Annotated in this window: 20 protein-coding genes and 1 pseudogene; 13 read left to right on the top strand and 8 right to left on the bottom strand. The window is 58.4% G+C overall.

The features are described 5' to 3' along the window. The 3 genes and pseudogenes from AC0ZT5_RS32675 to AC0ZT5_RS32665 all read left to right on the top strand — a co-directional run. A pseudogene (locus tag AC0ZT5_RS32675) lies at positions 1-181 on the top strand (MurR/RpiR family transcriptional regulator); the annotation flags it as partial. Further along, complete coding sequence (locus tag AC0ZT5_RS32670) at positions 178-1,053, top strand: PfkB family carbohydrate kinase (RefSeq protein ID WP_488499784.1); 876 nt, start codon at positions 178-180, stop codon at positions 1,051-1,053. The pseudogene AC0ZT5_RS32675 and the gene AC0ZT5_RS32670, both read left to right, overlap by 4 nt. Positions 1,054-1,475: 422 nt before the next feature. After that, on the top strand, positions 1,476-1,865 hold the full coding sequence (locus tag AC0ZT5_RS32665) for a YybH family protein (protein ID WP_488499783.1): 390 nt from the start codon (positions 1,476-1,478) through the stop codon (positions 1,863-1,865). A 119-nt stretch (positions 1,866-1,984) separates the two neighbouring features. On the opposite strand, the gene AC0ZT5_RS32660 is transcribed toward AC0ZT5_RS32665, so the two are convergent. Together AC0ZT5_RS32660 and AC0ZT5_RS32655 are read right to left on the bottom strand one after the other, a co-directional pair. After that, a complete protein-coding gene (locus AC0ZT5_RS32660; protein WP_488499782.1) occupies positions 1,985-2,284 on the bottom strand; it encodes a hypothetical protein in 300 nt (99 codons plus the stop codon). 381 nt (positions 2,285-2,665) lie between these two features. Beyond that, positions 2,666-2,842 (bottom strand): hypothetical protein, encoded by a 177-nt coding sequence (locus tag AC0ZT5_RS32655; RefSeq protein WP_488499781.1) that lies wholly within the window; start codon positions 2,840-2,842, stop codon positions 2,666-2,668. Positions 2,843-3,129: 287 nt separating this feature from the next. Here AC0ZT5_RS32655 and AC0ZT5_RS32650 point away from each other — a divergent pair, with 287 nt between their 5' ends. The 4 genes from AC0ZT5_RS32650 to AC0ZT5_RS32635 all read left to right on the top strand — a co-directional run bounded on the left by AC0ZT5_RS32650 (position 3,130) and on the right by AC0ZT5_RS32635 (position 6,288). Continuing rightward, a complete protein-coding gene (locus AC0ZT5_RS32650) occupies positions 3,130-3,615 on the top strand; it encodes a hypothetical protein (protein WP_488499780.1) in 486 nt (161 codons plus the stop codon). Between the two features lie 213 nt (positions 3,616-3,828). Next, the gene (locus AC0ZT5_RS32645) at positions 3,829-4,422 is read left to right on the top strand and encodes an SOS response-associated peptidase (RefSeq protein ID WP_488499779.1); all 594 of its coding nucleotides are present in this window, start codon (positions 3,829-3,831) and stop codon (positions 4,420-4,422) included. A 44-nt stretch (positions 4,423-4,466) separates the two neighbouring features. After that, positions 4,467-5,366 carry a transglutaminase family protein gene (locus AC0ZT5_RS32640; protein ID WP_488499778.1) on the top strand — a complete coding sequence of 300 codons (900 nt, stop codon included), beginning with the start codon at positions 4,467-4,469 and terminating at the stop codon, positions 5,364-5,366. 67 nt (positions 5,367-5,433) lie between these two features. Then, a complete protein-coding gene (locus AC0ZT5_RS32635) occupies positions 5,434-6,288 on the top strand; it encodes a transglutaminase-like domain-containing protein (RefSeq protein ID WP_488499777.1) in 855 nt (284 codons plus the stop codon). 90 nt (positions 6,289-6,378) lie between these two features. Here the strand turns inward: AC0ZT5_RS32635 and AC0ZT5_RS32630 are convergent, their stop codons facing one another. Together AC0ZT5_RS32630 and AC0ZT5_RS32625 are read right to left on the bottom strand one after the other, a co-directional pair. Beyond that, the gene (locus AC0ZT5_RS32630; RefSeq protein WP_488499776.1) at positions 6,379-7,311 is read right to left on the bottom strand and encodes a complex I NDUFA9 subunit family protein; all 933 of its coding nucleotides are present in this window, start codon (positions 7,309-7,311) and stop codon (positions 6,379-6,381) included. Positions 7,312-7,354: 43 nt separating this feature from the next. Beyond that, a complete protein-coding gene (locus AC0ZT5_RS32625; RefSeq protein ID WP_488499775.1) occupies positions 7,355-8,266 on the bottom strand; it encodes a YihY/virulence factor BrkB family protein in 912 nt (303 codons plus the stop codon). 309 nt (positions 8,267-8,575) lie between these two features. On the opposite strand from AC0ZT5_RS32625, the gene AC0ZT5_RS32620 reads away from it, so the two are divergent. Both AC0ZT5_RS32620 and AC0ZT5_RS32615 read left to right on the top strand, forming a co-directional pair. Continuing rightward, positions 8,576-8,875 (top strand): hypothetical protein, encoded by a 300-nt coding sequence (locus tag AC0ZT5_RS32620; protein WP_488499774.1) that lies wholly within the window; start codon positions 8,576-8,578, stop codon positions 8,873-8,875. Between the two features lie 19 nt (positions 8,876-8,894). Next, the gene (locus tag AC0ZT5_RS32615) at positions 8,895-9,164 is read left to right on the top strand and encodes a hypothetical protein (protein WP_488499773.1); all 270 of its coding nucleotides are present in this window, start codon (positions 8,895-8,897) and stop codon (positions 9,162-9,164) included. Positions 9,165-9,389: 225 nt separating this feature from the next. Here AC0ZT5_RS32615 and AC0ZT5_RS32610 read toward each other — a convergent pair whose 3' ends face one another. Then, positions 9,390-9,575, bottom strand: coding sequence for a hypothetical protein (locus AC0ZT5_RS32610; RefSeq protein WP_488499772.1), 186 nt, complete (start codon positions 9,573-9,575; stop codon positions 9,390-9,392). Positions 9,576-9,660: 85 nt separating this feature from the next. Here AC0ZT5_RS32610 and AC0ZT5_RS32605 point away from each other — a divergent pair, with 85 nt between their 5' ends. The 3 genes from AC0ZT5_RS32605 to AC0ZT5_RS32595 are packed head-to-tail and all read left to right on the top strand — an operon-like array spanning position 9,661 to position 10,960. Next, on the top strand, positions 9,661-10,536 hold the full coding sequence (locus tag AC0ZT5_RS32605; RefSeq protein ID WP_488499771.1) for an ATP-dependent DNA ligase: 876 nt from the start codon (positions 9,661-9,663) through the stop codon (positions 10,534-10,536). Then, positions 10,523-10,762, top strand: a complete 240-nt coding sequence (locus AC0ZT5_RS32600) for a hypothetical protein (RefSeq protein ID WP_488499770.1) — start codon at positions 10,523-10,525, stop codon at positions 10,760-10,762. Before AC0ZT5_RS32605 ends, AC0ZT5_RS32600 begins: the two co-directional genes overlap by 14 nt. A 12-nt stretch (positions 10,763-10,774) precedes the next feature. Beyond that, positions 10,775-10,960, top strand: coding sequence for a hypothetical protein (locus AC0ZT5_RS32595; protein WP_488499769.1), 186 nt, complete (start codon positions 10,775-10,777; stop codon positions 10,958-10,960). Positions 10,961-10,976: 16 nt separating this feature from the next. On the opposite strand, the gene AC0ZT5_RS32590 is transcribed toward AC0ZT5_RS32595, so the two are convergent. From AC0ZT5_RS32590 to AC0ZT5_RS32580, 3 genes are all read right to left on the bottom strand, one after another. Next, complete coding sequence (locus AC0ZT5_RS32590; protein ID WP_488499768.1) at positions 10,977-11,222, bottom strand: hypothetical protein; 246 nt, start codon at positions 11,220-11,222, stop codon at positions 10,977-10,979. Further along, a complete protein-coding gene (locus AC0ZT5_RS32585; RefSeq protein ID WP_488499767.1) occupies positions 11,219-11,512 on the bottom strand; it encodes a hypothetical protein in 294 nt (97 codons plus the stop codon). Before AC0ZT5_RS32585 ends, AC0ZT5_RS32590 begins: the two co-directional genes overlap by 4 nt. Before the next feature lie 337 nt (positions 11,513-11,849). Then, positions 11,850-12,128 (bottom strand): hypothetical protein, encoded by a 279-nt coding sequence (locus AC0ZT5_RS32580; protein WP_488499766.1) that lies wholly within the window; start codon positions 12,126-12,128, stop codon positions 11,850-11,852. Positions 12,129-12,151: 23 nt separating this feature from the next. Here AC0ZT5_RS32580 and AC0ZT5_RS32575 point away from each other — a divergent pair, with 23 nt between their 5' ends. Further along, the gene (locus AC0ZT5_RS32575) at positions 12,152-12,457 is read left to right on the top strand and encodes a hypothetical protein (RefSeq protein WP_488499765.1); all 306 of its coding nucleotides are present in this window, start codon (positions 12,152-12,154) and stop codon (positions 12,455-12,457) included. Positions 12,458-12,918 lie beyond the last annotated feature (461 nt).

The following is a 12,918-nucleotide window of genomic DNA, read 5'->3' as shown; positions in this document are numbered from 1 at the left end:
TGTCCTGTGTTCGACAGCGCAAGGCTCGCCGCTGCTTGGCGAGAACGCAGCCGCCCGCATTGCCCAACTCGTGGTCTTCGACGCGGTATTCGCGGCTGTCGCCCAGCGCGATCTTGCGGCGGCGGAGAGAAATCTCGCAGCTACTATGGGCGCGGTCACAAACAAACGGCGACAGACATGACAGACAAGCCCATCGTCGCCGTGGTTGGCAGCCTTCACTACGACATCATGATCGACGCCCCCGATCGCCCGCGCAAGGGCGAGACGGTGACCGGCTATGGCTGGCGGCCAAAATTTGGCGGCAAGGGAGGCAACCAAGCCGTGGCAGCTGCCAAGGCCGGAGCGATGGTCAGGTTTGCGGGCGCGGTGGGCGATGATGATTTCGGTCGGTTCCTGATCGCCGCGCTAAAAGGCGGCGGCGTGGATGCGTCAAGGGTGGCCCGCCTTGCCGATACAGGTTCAGGGATGAGCGTCGCCATTTCCGACGCGGGCGGCGACTACGGTGCAGTCATTGTCTCAGGGGCTAACCTGAAGGTCGATCCCAATACCGTCGCAACCTCAGACCTCTGGCAGGATGCGCGGGTCTTGATACTGCAAAATGAAATGCCCGAGGCCATCAATATAGCCGCCGCTCGCGCGGCGAAGGTTTCGGGCACCATTGTCTGTGTCAACGCCGCGCCTTATCGCCCGATGGGAAAAGATTTCTCTGCGTTGATCGACGTTCTGGTTGTAAACGCCATCGAGGCAGAAGAACTCTGCGGGATTCCTGTCGCGAATCTGGCTGACGCCGCTTTAGCTGGTGAGGCCTTGTCGAAATCGTTCGCGTCGGTGGTCGTTACCGCGGGCGGCGATGGCGTGGTCGGCTTGAAGCGCGACGATGCTTTGATTAGCCTCCCTGCACTTCCCGTAGAGCTGATCAGCACTCACGGCGCTGGGGACGTCTTTGTAGGAACGCTTGCGGCAGGCGTGGCGACGGGTTTGCCTTTTGCGGATTCAATCGTGGCTGCGAACCACGCGGCAGCGCTTCACGTGTCGACGCGAACGCGTTCGTAAGACACGGCTGAGTTGAGGTGGATTTTGTAATACTGAAGGCCACGAAATTGGCCCGCTACATCGTGGGGAGGTAGGATTCTTCCTACCATGCAGGAACAGGCCTTTCGGCTGATCAGCCAAGTCGGGAATCATTCTGTCAGGCGAGCCCAGGCTCCTACCTCGTAGCGACCGACCACGACGCTTCCGTTTGATGACCTCATCGCGTATCCGATCCTGCAGGCTTTCTGGTTGCAGGTCCAAGGCGTTGATAACACAGGTCTGTTCCATAACTGGTGCCATGGTCACGGCGAGATCGGAAATGAGGTCGATGCCACTCGCCAAACTCATAGGCATTGCCATTCGCGGCATGCGCACCAGGTATCACGAAAACGGTCCGCCGCTCATGCGCATTGCGCACGGGGACTTACGGGAGACACGAAGCGATGACGGATGACGAAATCGCTATTCGGCAAGTGGTCGACAGCTGGATGGCAGCAAGCAGGAAAGGCGATTTGGCGAGCGTCCTCGCCTTGATGACGGACGACGTGATCTTCATGGTTCCCGGCCAAGAGCCGTTCGGTAAGGAAGCCTTCGCTGCAACCTCCAAGGATATGGGCGACGCCAAGATCGGCGGCACTAGCGAGATCGTGGAACTCAAGGTCCTTGGCGATTGGGCCTATATCCGCAATTCCATCGACATGACGGCCACGCCGCCGGGCAAAGAACCCATCCGCCGGTCGGGATACACACTCACCCTTTTGCGCAAGGAAGCCGACGGCCGCTGGCGACTCGCGAGGGACGCAAATTTGCTAACAACGAGGGGGCGTCCCTGATCTCTCAGAGGCAGCATCGCGCCAAGTCGAGAAGGCCAGTTCCCCAGGAGTTCAGGGCCGGACCGCCCTGCCTTCACCCTTGCCGCTCGAGTCGTTCTGGCGCGGGCTTGGCGGGCGTTTTAGACGCCTGTCTGCAGCGGCTCCTTTTCTGGCGGCCGCCGGAACTTGCTCACCAGCTCGACCGTGCTGGCTTCGACCGTGACACGGCCGAGCACCTGCACGGTGACACGGCCCAGATCCTCGTCGACAAAGACGACATCGCCCTCGAATCTCATCCTGTCGCCTAGCTTCGCCTTTGGATCGACGATCGAATAGGATTGTTGGCTCGTAAGGATGTGCAGGGTCACGCGGTCTTCGATGCGCTTGCCCACCGTGGCGAATATCGCCACCCTGTCACCGATGTTGATTTCCCGCGCCATGCATAGGATTCTGGCGCAGCCTGCAAGTTCGTCAAGGGGTTGCTAATATGTGCGCGACAGTGAACTGAGCATCTTGAACCTGGCTCTCGACCTTGCGACCGCAGATGCCATCAACGCAATCAGGTCGAGGCTCGTCCCGGAGAGCTAGAAAGAGAGGTCAGGCCGGGCAATAGGAGGTCTTGGGATCAACCCGAAGCGGAGGGGCGTCCGCTCGGCGCCAGCAACTTTGCACTACATTATCACGACTGGATGAAGCGTGGGGCCGACCAGCACCGCACCGAACGATCATTGCCGTGCACCACGCATCGGGCGCGACGGCGTCGGCGCATCGGAGTGGCGAGCATCTGGTCGCGCGTCATCGCAGAATCCCCATCAGAGACTCTAAGTTGAGATCAACCCGAGCGCGACGCTTTCATCCCGCAAGGTATCTGCGATCTCGGAGCGGCTAGCCTCTGCCTCGGGATGATCCTTCAACAGGCGTTCAGCCTTCGCCTCGACGTCGAGCGGGATTTGCCGCCGCTTGGCAGCAGCGACGATGTCGGCAATCTTGACTGCCAAGGGAAGTGACTTCATCGAGAGACCATAGAACAAACACGCTGAGGGGCAAACGACCATGGACGCGATTTCCTGCCTCTGCGATCCCCCTGGCGAAAGTGTTCATCCTCGATACCGCTCTGTGTGCCAGGCGAGGCTGCAATAGCGTCGCCTGGACAAAGCAGGTTAGCTCATAGGCCCTGCAGGCGGGCAATATCGGCAGGGGTGGCCGCGCGCTCGGCTATTGTGCGGCCTGATGCATCTTTGGTCTCAAGCCTGCCGTTCTCTATCTCTTCCCTGGTGCCGTCCGGATGGGTGACCTCGATCTTATTGCCATCCACCTCGACTTTGTCGCCCGCGGAGTTCACATGCTCTTGTTCATGATGGCCGTTTTCGTCGGCACCGTGGTCGTCGCCTGGGCCATCATCGCCGCCGCCAGATCCGGAATTGCCACCGGCGTCATCACCGCCGGAGTCGGAATCGCCGCCACCAGAACCGGAATTGCCCCCGGAACCGGAGCTGCCGCCATGGCCCTCTCCGCCGCCGCCGTCATTGATTGGCAGTCGGCAGCAGATGCTTATGCCGGGGACCATGATGACTTTTATGGCCGCATGCGACGGCTGGAAGCAATGGAGACAGCTTTGCTGTTCGAGCGCGGTGATGCGGCCGACTGCCGGCGTGAGCATGCTTTTGCACTCTTCGCCCAGGATCCGACACGTGTTCCTGATGTCATCGGTTTGGGACCAGAGGCACCCTCTGACGATCGGGCGCGTGCGCGTTATTTCGGGGAGGCCTGAGATTGCGACTGTTTTCGGATTGGTCGTGTAACGTCGCCCTTCACCAGGCCGCGCTACAAAAAACGGCCTCGTGCTAACACAAAAGGAATGGATCGACGTATCGGTTTCCGCAGAGTGCCGTCCAGAGCCATCACCGCGCCTCATCGCACCAGCTGATCCTGTCTGGACGATCTCCAGGCGCTATGTTGGACAATCCACTGTGCGGAGTCTCCGATGTGCAACGACTACGAGCAGCATATTGCCTGGGCAGAATACTGCCGGATGATGCAGTCGCTGGCGGTCAACATCCCTACCCACCAAACTGAACTGGATCTGCCGCAGGCAGACGACATCCGCATCAACGACCGAGCTCCGATCATGCGCGCCTCCGGTGATGCCATCGAACTGGTTTCGATGACGTTTGGTTTTCCTCCGTCGGGACCAAAAGGCGGACCAGTATTCAACTTCCGCTCCGAAGGTCGACAGTTTGCCAATAGCAAGCGCTGCCTTGTTCCCGCCTCAGCGTTCTTCGAATTCACGGGAACGAAGTATCCAAAGGCGAAGCATCGATTTTCGCTGAATGGCTCCTCCTTCATGGCCATCGCCGGGTTGTGGAAGGAAGGCGCAGGCAACAAGCCGCCAACCTTCACTATGCTCACGACGGAGCCGGGGCCGGATCTGGCGCCTTACCACAATCGGCAAGTTGTTGTGCTCCAGCCGCCCGACTGGAGTGCGTGGATCCATCTGACAAGGCCAGAGGCTGAGCTTTTGCGACCGCTGCCGGGAGGATCGCTAGAAGCGGAAACAGTTCGTTTGAGGTCCGATTAGGCGCTAGGTTGATGTAACGTGCCAGGGATCATTGACGGACGCCGATGCCGATCTTTTCTGTCAAGCACACCACTGTCTATCGCTATAACCGGCCTGTGAAGTTTGGCGAGCACAGGCTCATGTTCAGGCCGCGCGACAGTTTCGATCAACGACTTCTGGATCACGCCCTATCCGTAAGGCCCGAGCCGAGCGAGGTTCGATGGATCCACGACGTTTTTGGAAACTGCGTAGCCGTGATCGATTTCGACGGCTCGGCCAATCAACTTCATTTCGCGACGGACATTCGGCTCGATCACACACCGCAGCATGCGCCCGATTTCCGTATCGATGAGGCCGCGCTGAACTATCCATTCTCCTACGATCCCGATGAGGTAGCCGACCTCGCGCAAACAATGAAGCGCCATCACGCCGATGATGGTGACGAGGTCGGCAAATGGGCACGACAGTTTCTCAGTGCCGCAGGACAGACCGAGACCGGGAAACTGTTGATGACGCTCTGCTACGCCATCCACGAGAGCTTCGTGTATTCCCGCCGGTTCGAAACCGGAACGCAACCACCGCTCATAACCTTGCATCTGCGCAAGGGCACATGCAGAGACTTTGCGCTTTTCATGATGGAAGCGGTTCGCTCGCTTGGCTTTGCTGCTCGTTTCGTGACCGGTTATGTGTATGTGCCGAGCCGCGATAGTGATGCTGTCCGCGGCGGTGGCTCAACGCATGCCTGGTGCCAGGTTTACTTGCCTGGGGCCGGTTGGATCGAGTTTGATCCAACCAACGGCATTGTCGGCAACCGGGATTTGATCAGGGTGGCGGTGGCTCGCCATCCCCGACAAGCCATCCCACTTTCCGGAAGTTACTCCGGAAGCGCGTCAAGTTTTCTGGGTATGAGCGTTGAGGTGAAGGTGGCGAAGGAAACCGCGCCAACAAAAATTAGCGCTGTCTGATGTTCTCCGGAACTGTTTGGCAAACCCGGAGTTTGCCCGGTTCCTGAATTAGAACATTGGAGCATCGATGCGGATCCGCGCAGGTTTCAGCCTTACCTACGAATGCCCGCAGCCGACCCCAATGCTGCTGGTCCTTGAGATTCATCCCTCACGCCGCGTCGATCTGCTCACAGAGCAGGTCATAGGTTTTGATCGCCCGATCGAGGCCCGCGGCTACATGGATGCTTTCGGCAACGCGTGCACGAGAATAGAAGCGCCGGCAGGGCTGACGACGATATCGACGACCTTTGAAATATACGACACCGGCAAGTCGGATGTTGTCCTGCCGAGCGCCGTTCAGCACGATATCAAGGAACTCCCGGACGGGGTGCTTAGGTTTCTGCTCGGAAGCCGCTATTGCGACACCGATCGGCTTGGTGACATCGCTTGGGCGAACTTTGGCAATACCACGCCTGGATGGACCCGGGTTCAGGCGATCTGCAATTTCGTGCACGATCACATCGCTTTCAACTACCAAGCCGCCAATCCGCTGCGGACCGCCTATGGCGCCTTCGAAGATCGAACCGGCGTCTGTCGCGATTTTGCGCATCTGGCGATCGCACTGTGCCGCTGCATGAATATCCCCGCGCGCTATTGCACCGGCTATCTCGGCGACATCGGGGTGCCTCCGGTGCCGGATCCCATGGATTTCAGTGCATGGTTTCAAGCTTATCTAAGCGGTCACTGGTTCACGTTTGATGCTCGGCACAACCGCCCGCGCATAGGTAGGATCCTGATGGCGACGGGTTGCGACGCGACTGATGTTGCTCTCTCAACCAGTTTCGGCGCATCCAGACTTGCTGGCTTCGAAGTTGTCACGGAAGAAGTCCAAACGGACCAATTGTCGGAGGATCCTGTCGGGAATCCCGAGTCTTCACCTTGATCTGATCGATCTGACCATAAGGTCCATGACGTTGCGCTTCGGCTCCTTTGGCAGGCCACCGGGCTGGCGCGGGCCGAGCGCGAAGCTGCGTCACGCGCGCTGTTCGATCAAGCGGATCACTTCGTCGATGTTCCGGGGCTCGATGTCGAGTTCCTTCAGGCCCGGCACGTCGATTGCTGCCACATTGTCGTGACGCATAAGATCGACCTGGTTGCGCGTTATGGGCGCGACCGGCAGGAGTTCCGCGACGCCAGCCAAGGCGTTCCACACCGCAAACGGCACCGGCATCAGCTTGATGTTCGTATGGAGCTGTCGGGCGATCTCCCTGAGCAGTTCGATATAGGTATAGATGCGCGGGCCACCGAATTCGAATATGGAGGAACCCCTGTGGTTTCGCCCGTAGATCAGCACGCTCACCGCTTCTGCGACGTCTTCCACGCAGACCGGTTGAAGCCGTGTGCCACCATTGCCGAACACCGGAAAGACCGGCAGGAGCCGTATCAGTCTCACAATGGTCATGAGGAAAGCGTCGTCAGGTCCTGTCATGACGGCGGGGCGCACAATGAAAGCGCCGGGAAATGCGCTCTCCACCGCTACTTCTCCGCGCCCACGTGCCCCGATGTAATTCGAATCCGATTTAGGATCCGAGCCGATCCCCGAAATATGGATGAACTGGTCGACCTTGGCATCGCGCGCCGCGGCGGCGAGATCAGCCGCGGCTTTCACGTGCACGCGTTCAAACGTCTGGACGCCCTGCTCGACATAAAGACTGACAGCATTCACGATCGCCTGTGATCCGGCAATGGCCGAGCCGATCGAGGCTGCATCCAATATATTGGCCTCGACTGCTTCGGGCATCCTTCCAGTCGATGAAAAGATCGGGCTCACGCGAGCCAAGTGGCGGGATGCGGCGCGGACCGTAACCCCTCCTTCTAGGAGCCGCTTCACAATCCTGCGCCCGAGAAAGCCTGTTCCGCCGAACACAGTGACGATCGGTTTCGTGTTGAGATCGTCAGGATCCATTGCTCGCCATCCCTTCTCTTCGCATGCCTGCCGGCCGGGAGGTCTACGGGCGGCGAAGACCCAGCATAAGCGCGGTCATCGTTGCGCTCGCGCACGCCACCGCCAACAACACGACGACGCCGGCAGAGTTGGACTTTTGCTTTGCGCGCACTGGGACGACTCTTGCGGGCAAAGCACTGTGAACCAGCGCGACCAGATCGGATCTGCTGCCATGTCGAAGGGAATAGGCGCGAGTGAATTCGGCCCCGAGAAGAAAGATTTCGGATGAGTAGTAAACCCAGAGGAGTATGACGAGCAGTCCACCGGCGGCACCATATGAGGACGCGATCGCACTGGTGCCGATATACCAGCCAATGAGTGATTTTCCGAGCGTGAACAGGGCAGCGGTCACAACAGCACCAATCCCTACGTCGCGCCATTCGAGGGTTCGATCAGGCAACACTTTGTAGATTGCGGCGAACATCGCCGAGATCAGGACAAACGAAACGACCGTGTTGGTCACGCCGAGGACGATTGTGCCGAACGGGATCTGAGCGTTGATGAAATTGCCCAGCACCGAGATCGCCGCACTGGCTACGAGAGATACGAGCAACATGAAACCGAGTGCTGCGACCAAACCCAGGCTTGCTGCACGGGCCCGGACTATACGCGACAACGAACTTCCCTGAGGTTCAACCTTCCATATCGTGTTCAGCGATTGCTGCATTTCACCAAAGACGCCAGAAGCGGTCACGAACAAGGTGATGATGCCAATGACCGCCGCCCAAGTCCCGGATGATTTGCCGGACGCGCTCTCGAGCGCGGTCTGAAGGAGACTTGCGCTTTCTGGCCCCATCAGCCCGGAGATCTGGGCAGACAAAGCCAATTGTGCAGCATCATGACCGAAAGCGAGACCCGCGATAGCGACCACAATCAGCAGGATCGGCGCCAGCGACGTGGCGGCATAAAAAGCCATCGCCGCCCCATGACTAAGAGCATTGTCGTTGATGAAGCCGACTACGCTTTCTCGCACCAACTCCCATACATTTGTGATCGAGGGTCGCACTTCGAATCCGTAGGCAGTGAGTCGCAATGGCGTGCACTAGCAATGCGCTAGAACTTCCGATGTTCCCGACCGGGGGCCACTTCCAAGGACCGGATGGCCTCGCTCAAGTCGCGCATGCGCATGAAGGACATTTTCATCGAGGCCGTCGACGACTGGATCGCCAAGCGTTGGGCTAACGGCTAAAAGCCTAAAAGGCGAGACAACGTTTTAGGGGGTTGAATGGCTGGACAGAAGGACGATGACGACGAGTGGATATCGGGAGCGTTGATTCTGCTCGGCGGCATCGCTGGCTTTGGCTTGCAAATCTTCTGGTATCTGCGCGACGGGATCTGGTGGCCGCTTTCGTTTATCGACGTCGGCAAGATTCTCATAACGCCAAACCGACCCGAAATCTTCCAATGGCTGAACGATCCGACGACCTGGCTTGGTGTGCATCATGTGTTGGATTGGCTGTCGGTTCCGGGCACGGCCGTAGTGATGGGCGCTCTGGTCGTGGTGGGGTCGATCCGAAGCCGCTAAAAGGCTAAATAGGCATAGCGTGACCAAACAATACGATTGGATTTTTGGAGCTGCTGCGCTGCTGGCCGGGATCGGTATCTTCGGCATGCAGGTGTTCTGGTTTTTACAGGATGGCACCTGGACAAGCCTTTCCATTATCGATGCCGCCAAATGGTATTGGACCCCGGTCGAGAGCCCTTGGCTCTACAATCCGCAGGAATGGCTGGGCGTTCACAAGACGCTGGAATGGATACCTGTATCAGTGCCGATCGGTCTCTGGGGCCTGTGGGTCTTGATCGGAGCGACATAAAGCGAAAAGGCTATTTAGCCTTACAGCCATTTATCGATCATCAGCACGCGAAAGGTGGCGGGCTTTGTATTTTAGATGCAACTAATGTTTCCGCACAAAGTTACGTATCGGCCAGCTGATGTCCCTCTGCTGGCGTCTTCGGAGCCCGTCACCTTTTACCCAAGGTGGCGGGCTTTTTTGTTCAGGCGTGGCAAATGTTAGGCTCGTTTCCCTGAAGCGCCGCGTCTAATCAACGAGCACGATGAACGGCTTGTGCTTCGGCCGTTCGTGCCAAATGACCTGTCGCAGATCGCGCATGTCGACCATCTGGCCGCAGATTGGACAGGAATAGAAATTGTCCTGTTCGTCGGAATGGTCGCCGCCGTCATGCTTGCTAGGAATAAGCGGTCCAAGGTGGGATGGCTTCGTCATGACCATTGAACATTCGATTTAGCTAAAATGTTCCGGAACCATTTTAGCGCATGCTAATTGAATCGCGGTTTTGCGAGTTCAGTTCATGCGTTTGAAGTTCATCCCGCCTTTGATGCCTACGCTGGTGGAGAAGCCTCCCGAGGGTGACAACTGGATTCACGAGGTCAAGTTCGATGGCTATCGGTCGCAGCTCATCATCGATGAAGACGGCACGAGGATCTACACGCGCAACGGCCACGACTGGACGGCGAAGTATCGCGACCTGGTGAGAGAGGCGGAAACGCTAGGAGCCGAGAGCGCCATCCTCGATGGCGAGATCATCGTGCTCAACGATGCCGGCCTGTCTGACTTCGGCGAGTTGCGCAAGGCGATCACCCGCCGACAGCATGACCTCTATTTCGTCGCCTTCGATCTGCTGCACCTCAACGGGCACGATCTGCGAGACATGGCGCTTGAGGAGCGGCGCGAAATCCTGGCTGAGATGATACCGGATGGTGGCCGTATCCAGTTTAGCCAGTCACTGCCAGGCGATGCTAACGCGATCTTCCATCTCGTCGACGAGGCCGGGCTCGAGGGGATGGTGTCCAAGCGCCGCGACAGCAAATACCGCAGCGGCCCGTCGACGAATTGGCTGAAGGCGAAATGCTACTCGATCGACGAATACGAGCTGCTCGGCGTCGAGCGTGAAGCGGGCAAGCCAGCCTTCGCACTGATGGCAGAGCGCGGCACCGGCCGCTATGTAGGCTCGGCTTTCATCACGCTCAACCGCGAGATGCGCGAGCGGCTCTGGACACGCGTCCAGGCCCACGCAGGGACCGCGCCCAAGGGCATGAAGCGGTCGACTACGCAATGGGTCAAGCCGGGGCTGATCGGCCGTGTGAAGCACTTGCGCGGGGAGGAAGATTTGCGGCACGCTTCGCTGCAAGATTTTCGAGAGGCAGACGACAATGGCGGTGGCTAAGAAAGACCAGGAGCGGATCACCTACGCATGGATGTATGGCGCACAGGCCCGCAAGGACGGCAAGGAACGCGATGTCCCAGCTTTTTGGGAGGAATTTGCCGACGTGTGGCTGCAGGGCTTCGATGGTGAACCGATCGCCGGCGCCGGCAAAGCCGATTCGATCAGCGACCGCCTAGAGGCGGAGCTTGATGAAGGGGCGATCAACGAGCCGCCCGCCGGCACCTAGGCAAAAGGCACCATGACTATCGTAAAGAACATTCCCGCTTACCCTAGCAAGACCTTCGACGAAGGCTATCTCGATGGGTATCAGTCGCTCAGGCCAAACGTCCTTCCCGCAGTCCCATCGATCAACAAAGTTCCAATTGGTCTCACCCCGTATCAGTGGGGCTTCACCCTTGGTGAAGATGACGCGGGCGCAACTTAGATACTCCAGATAGCGACTAAAACGGCTTGCCCGCGCGGATCATGGCGCGCGCGATTGCCAATTGAGTTTCGGTCCTGGCATTCTCTTTCTGTGTCATATTGTCGGCGGCGATGAGCCGCTTAAGTGACCGAAGGATCTCGCCACGCGCCCAGCCAACCTCCAGCATGCAATCGACGATGGCTTGGAAGCCGGGCTCCATGGCCTCCTGGCAATCAATGTCGCGATCGGAGTAGTCGAGTGCGTGCCTTGGTGCGTTGATCATGCGGTTCTGTCCACGTTGCTATCCTCATCGAGGGGGTAAGGCACCGGCAAATAGGCGTTGGCAATGAGCCAGTCGCCAATGATCTTCTTGATTAGTTCGGGCTTTGAAAGACCCATCTCAGCGGCAAGCCCAGCGAGCGAATCGTCAACGTTGGAGTCTAGATCCAAGTTCCCGACGTTCCGGAGCATCAGGGCAGCCCGGCGCAGCATGATCTGCAGATCCGCGCGAGGGGCATCAGCTATATGTTCGGCGACGCTCTCGAGTTCTGCGGCGAAGGTGTGGCGCGTCATGGATCTATCCTCGTCAAAGATACCGATCGCCATCGCTGCGGTGCTCGAGACAGAACCAATGCGAGGGTCGCCTTGGCTTCGCAAAACCAAATGGCGCCCGCAGGCCGCATCCAACATGCTCACAGACGTGGTTTTCGATGCGCGCTCGCTCGCGCGGGATTGCTGTTATGCCTTCAGCAAGTCTGGCAGGTTCGTCGCTCATCAATCTAAGGCACTGCGTCGGGCGGCCAAAATCGGCACAGCACGATGTTAGTAGCCTCCCTGTGGCTATTCTGCCAGAAGTGAACAAAATGAGAACAAAAGAGTCAAGAGGCATTGACTATATAGGAATATGTTCTCATTTGTCCGTATGGCGCACGACCCAATCGACACGCTGGGCAAGGCGACCCGGCACAATATGCTTGTGAAGGCGGAATGCAGCTGCGGCAATGTCCGCTACTGCCGATCGGCCGACCTGATGATGGTCTATGGCGGCGGCGTTGATCCGATGTCGCTGAAATTCGACTGCAGCCGCTGCAAGCCGCAGATCAAGATCACGCTGATCGAGGTCCATCCCGAACATCTGCCGAAACGGCTGATGATCCATAAGCCCATGAGGATTGATGGCAAGATCCATTGGCACACCGAGCGATTCCGAGGATGAAGACCCTCGCCGACACCCTGGCCGCTCGCGAAACGATGTATGTCAATTGCGAGCACCCGGCGTGCTGCAAGTCGACACAACTCGACATCCAGGCGCTGATAGACAAGCTCGGGCATGATCACGGCTCAATGCACTGGGATCTTGTCCGGCTGTTCGGCTGCTCAGATTGCAAGGCTGCCGGCCGCGATCGGCGCCCGGTGTTCTTCACGGTCATCCCCGACTATGCAAGGCATACAGGCTCGGCGCAACCGCGACTGGAAGCCGACGTTCGATCGGACCAAACCGGCTTGACGGAACATTAGCAATCTCTAACTATTTTTGCTTGCGGCAAGCGATGCTCACCCCATCACTGCCTTAAGATCGGGATCTTCACTGGCTCCCGATCGGCCCGCGCCTCCCGCAAGCGGCGCGGGCTTTCTCTGTTCAGAGGACGAGATGACCGACAAGGCGGCCACGACCTACATTGTCAGTGTGTTCGACAAGCCGCATTGGCGCACGGTGCTGACCACCAAGGAGAAGGCCAAGGCATTCGCTATGAATATTAGTCATCTCTGATATAAGGCTTCCCCGTAGAGTGGGGAGTAAGGCGTATGTCTGACAAGTCTGTGTTCCCGGATAAGGAAGTTCAGGTCTATCTCAAGAGGCGCCACGCGGCGACGAGCGGGCGATATGGCCCCGTTGGCAAGATCGAATGCATCCATTGCGGCCAGCCATTCGACCCTATGTTGGCAACTGCTAGCCACCTTGGCCTTTGCAACTACTG

The organism is Mesorhizobium sp. CNPSo 4670 (genome assembly GCF_057784235.1).
The sequence above is the reverse complement of the archived record's forward strand: the minus strand, read 5'-3'. Positions and strand labels throughout refer to the sequence as shown.

Excerpts from the sequence above, each read along its gene's own strand:
- AC0ZT5_RS32670 (WP_488499784.1), top strand. The coding sequence starts at position 178 with ATGACAGACAAGCCCATCGTCGCCGTGGTTGGCAGCCTTCACTACGAC.
- AC0ZT5_RS32665 (WP_488499783.1), top strand. The coding sequence starts at position 1,476 with ATGACGGATGACGAAATCGCTATTCGGCAAGTGGTCGACAGCTGGATG.
- AC0ZT5_RS32660 (WP_488499782.1), bottom strand. The coding sequence starts at position 2,284 with ATGGCGCGGGAAATCAACATCGGTGACAGGGTGGCGATATTCGCCACG.
- AC0ZT5_RS32650 (WP_488499780.1), top strand. The coding sequence starts at position 3,130 with ATGGGTGACCTCGATCTTATTGCCATCCACCTCGACTTTGTCGCCCGC.
- AC0ZT5_RS32645 (WP_488499779.1), top strand. The coding sequence starts at position 3,829 with ATGTGCAACGACTACGAGCAGCATATTGCCTGGGCAGAATACTGCCGG.
- AC0ZT5_RS32640 (WP_488499778.1), top strand. The coding sequence starts at position 4,467 with ATGCCGATCTTTTCTGTCAAGCACACCACTGTCTATCGCTATAACCGG.
- AC0ZT5_RS32635 (WP_488499777.1), top strand. The coding sequence starts at position 5,434 with ATGCGGATCCGCGCAGGTTTCAGCCTTACCTACGAATGCCCGCAGCCG.
- AC0ZT5_RS32630 (WP_488499776.1), bottom strand. The coding sequence starts at position 7,311 with ATGGATCCTGACGATCTCAACACGAAACCGATCGTCACTGTGTTCGGC.
- AC0ZT5_RS32625 (WP_488499775.1), bottom strand. The coding sequence starts at position 8,266 with ATGGCTTTTTATGCCGCCACGTCGCTGGCGCCGATCCTGCTGATTGTG.
- AC0ZT5_RS32620 (WP_488499774.1), top strand. The coding sequence starts at position 8,576 with ATGGCTGGACAGAAGGACGATGACGACGAGTGGATATCGGGAGCGTTG.
- AC0ZT5_RS32610 (WP_488499772.1), bottom strand. The coding sequence starts at position 9,575 with ATGACGAAGCCATCCCACCTTGGACCGCTTATTCCTAGCAAGCATGAC.
- AC0ZT5_RS32605 (WP_488499771.1), top strand. The coding sequence starts at position 9,661 with ATGCGTTTGAAGTTCATCCCGCCTTTGATGCCTACGCTGGTGGAGAAG.
- AC0ZT5_RS32600 (WP_488499770.1), top strand. The coding sequence starts at position 10,523 with ATGGCGGTGGCTAAGAAAGACCAGGAGCGGATCACCTACGCATGGATG.
- AC0ZT5_RS32595 (WP_488499769.1), top strand. The coding sequence starts at position 10,775 with ATGACTATCGTAAAGAACATTCCCGCTTACCCTAGCAAGACCTTCGAC.
- AC0ZT5_RS32590 (WP_488499768.1), bottom strand. The coding sequence starts at position 11,222 with ATGATCAACGCACCAAGGCACGCACTCGACTACTCCGATCGCGACATT.
- AC0ZT5_RS32585 (WP_488499767.1), bottom strand. The coding sequence starts at position 11,512 with ATGACGCGCCACACCTTCGCCGCAGAACTCGAGAGCGTCGCCGAACAT.
- AC0ZT5_RS32580 (WP_488499766.1), bottom strand. The coding sequence starts at position 12,128 with ATGGATCTTGCCATCAATCCTCATGGGCTTATGGATCATCAGCCGTTT.
- AC0ZT5_RS32575 (WP_488499765.1), top strand. The coding sequence starts at position 12,152 with ATGAAGACCCTCGCCGACACCCTGGCCGCTCGCGAAACGATGTATGTC.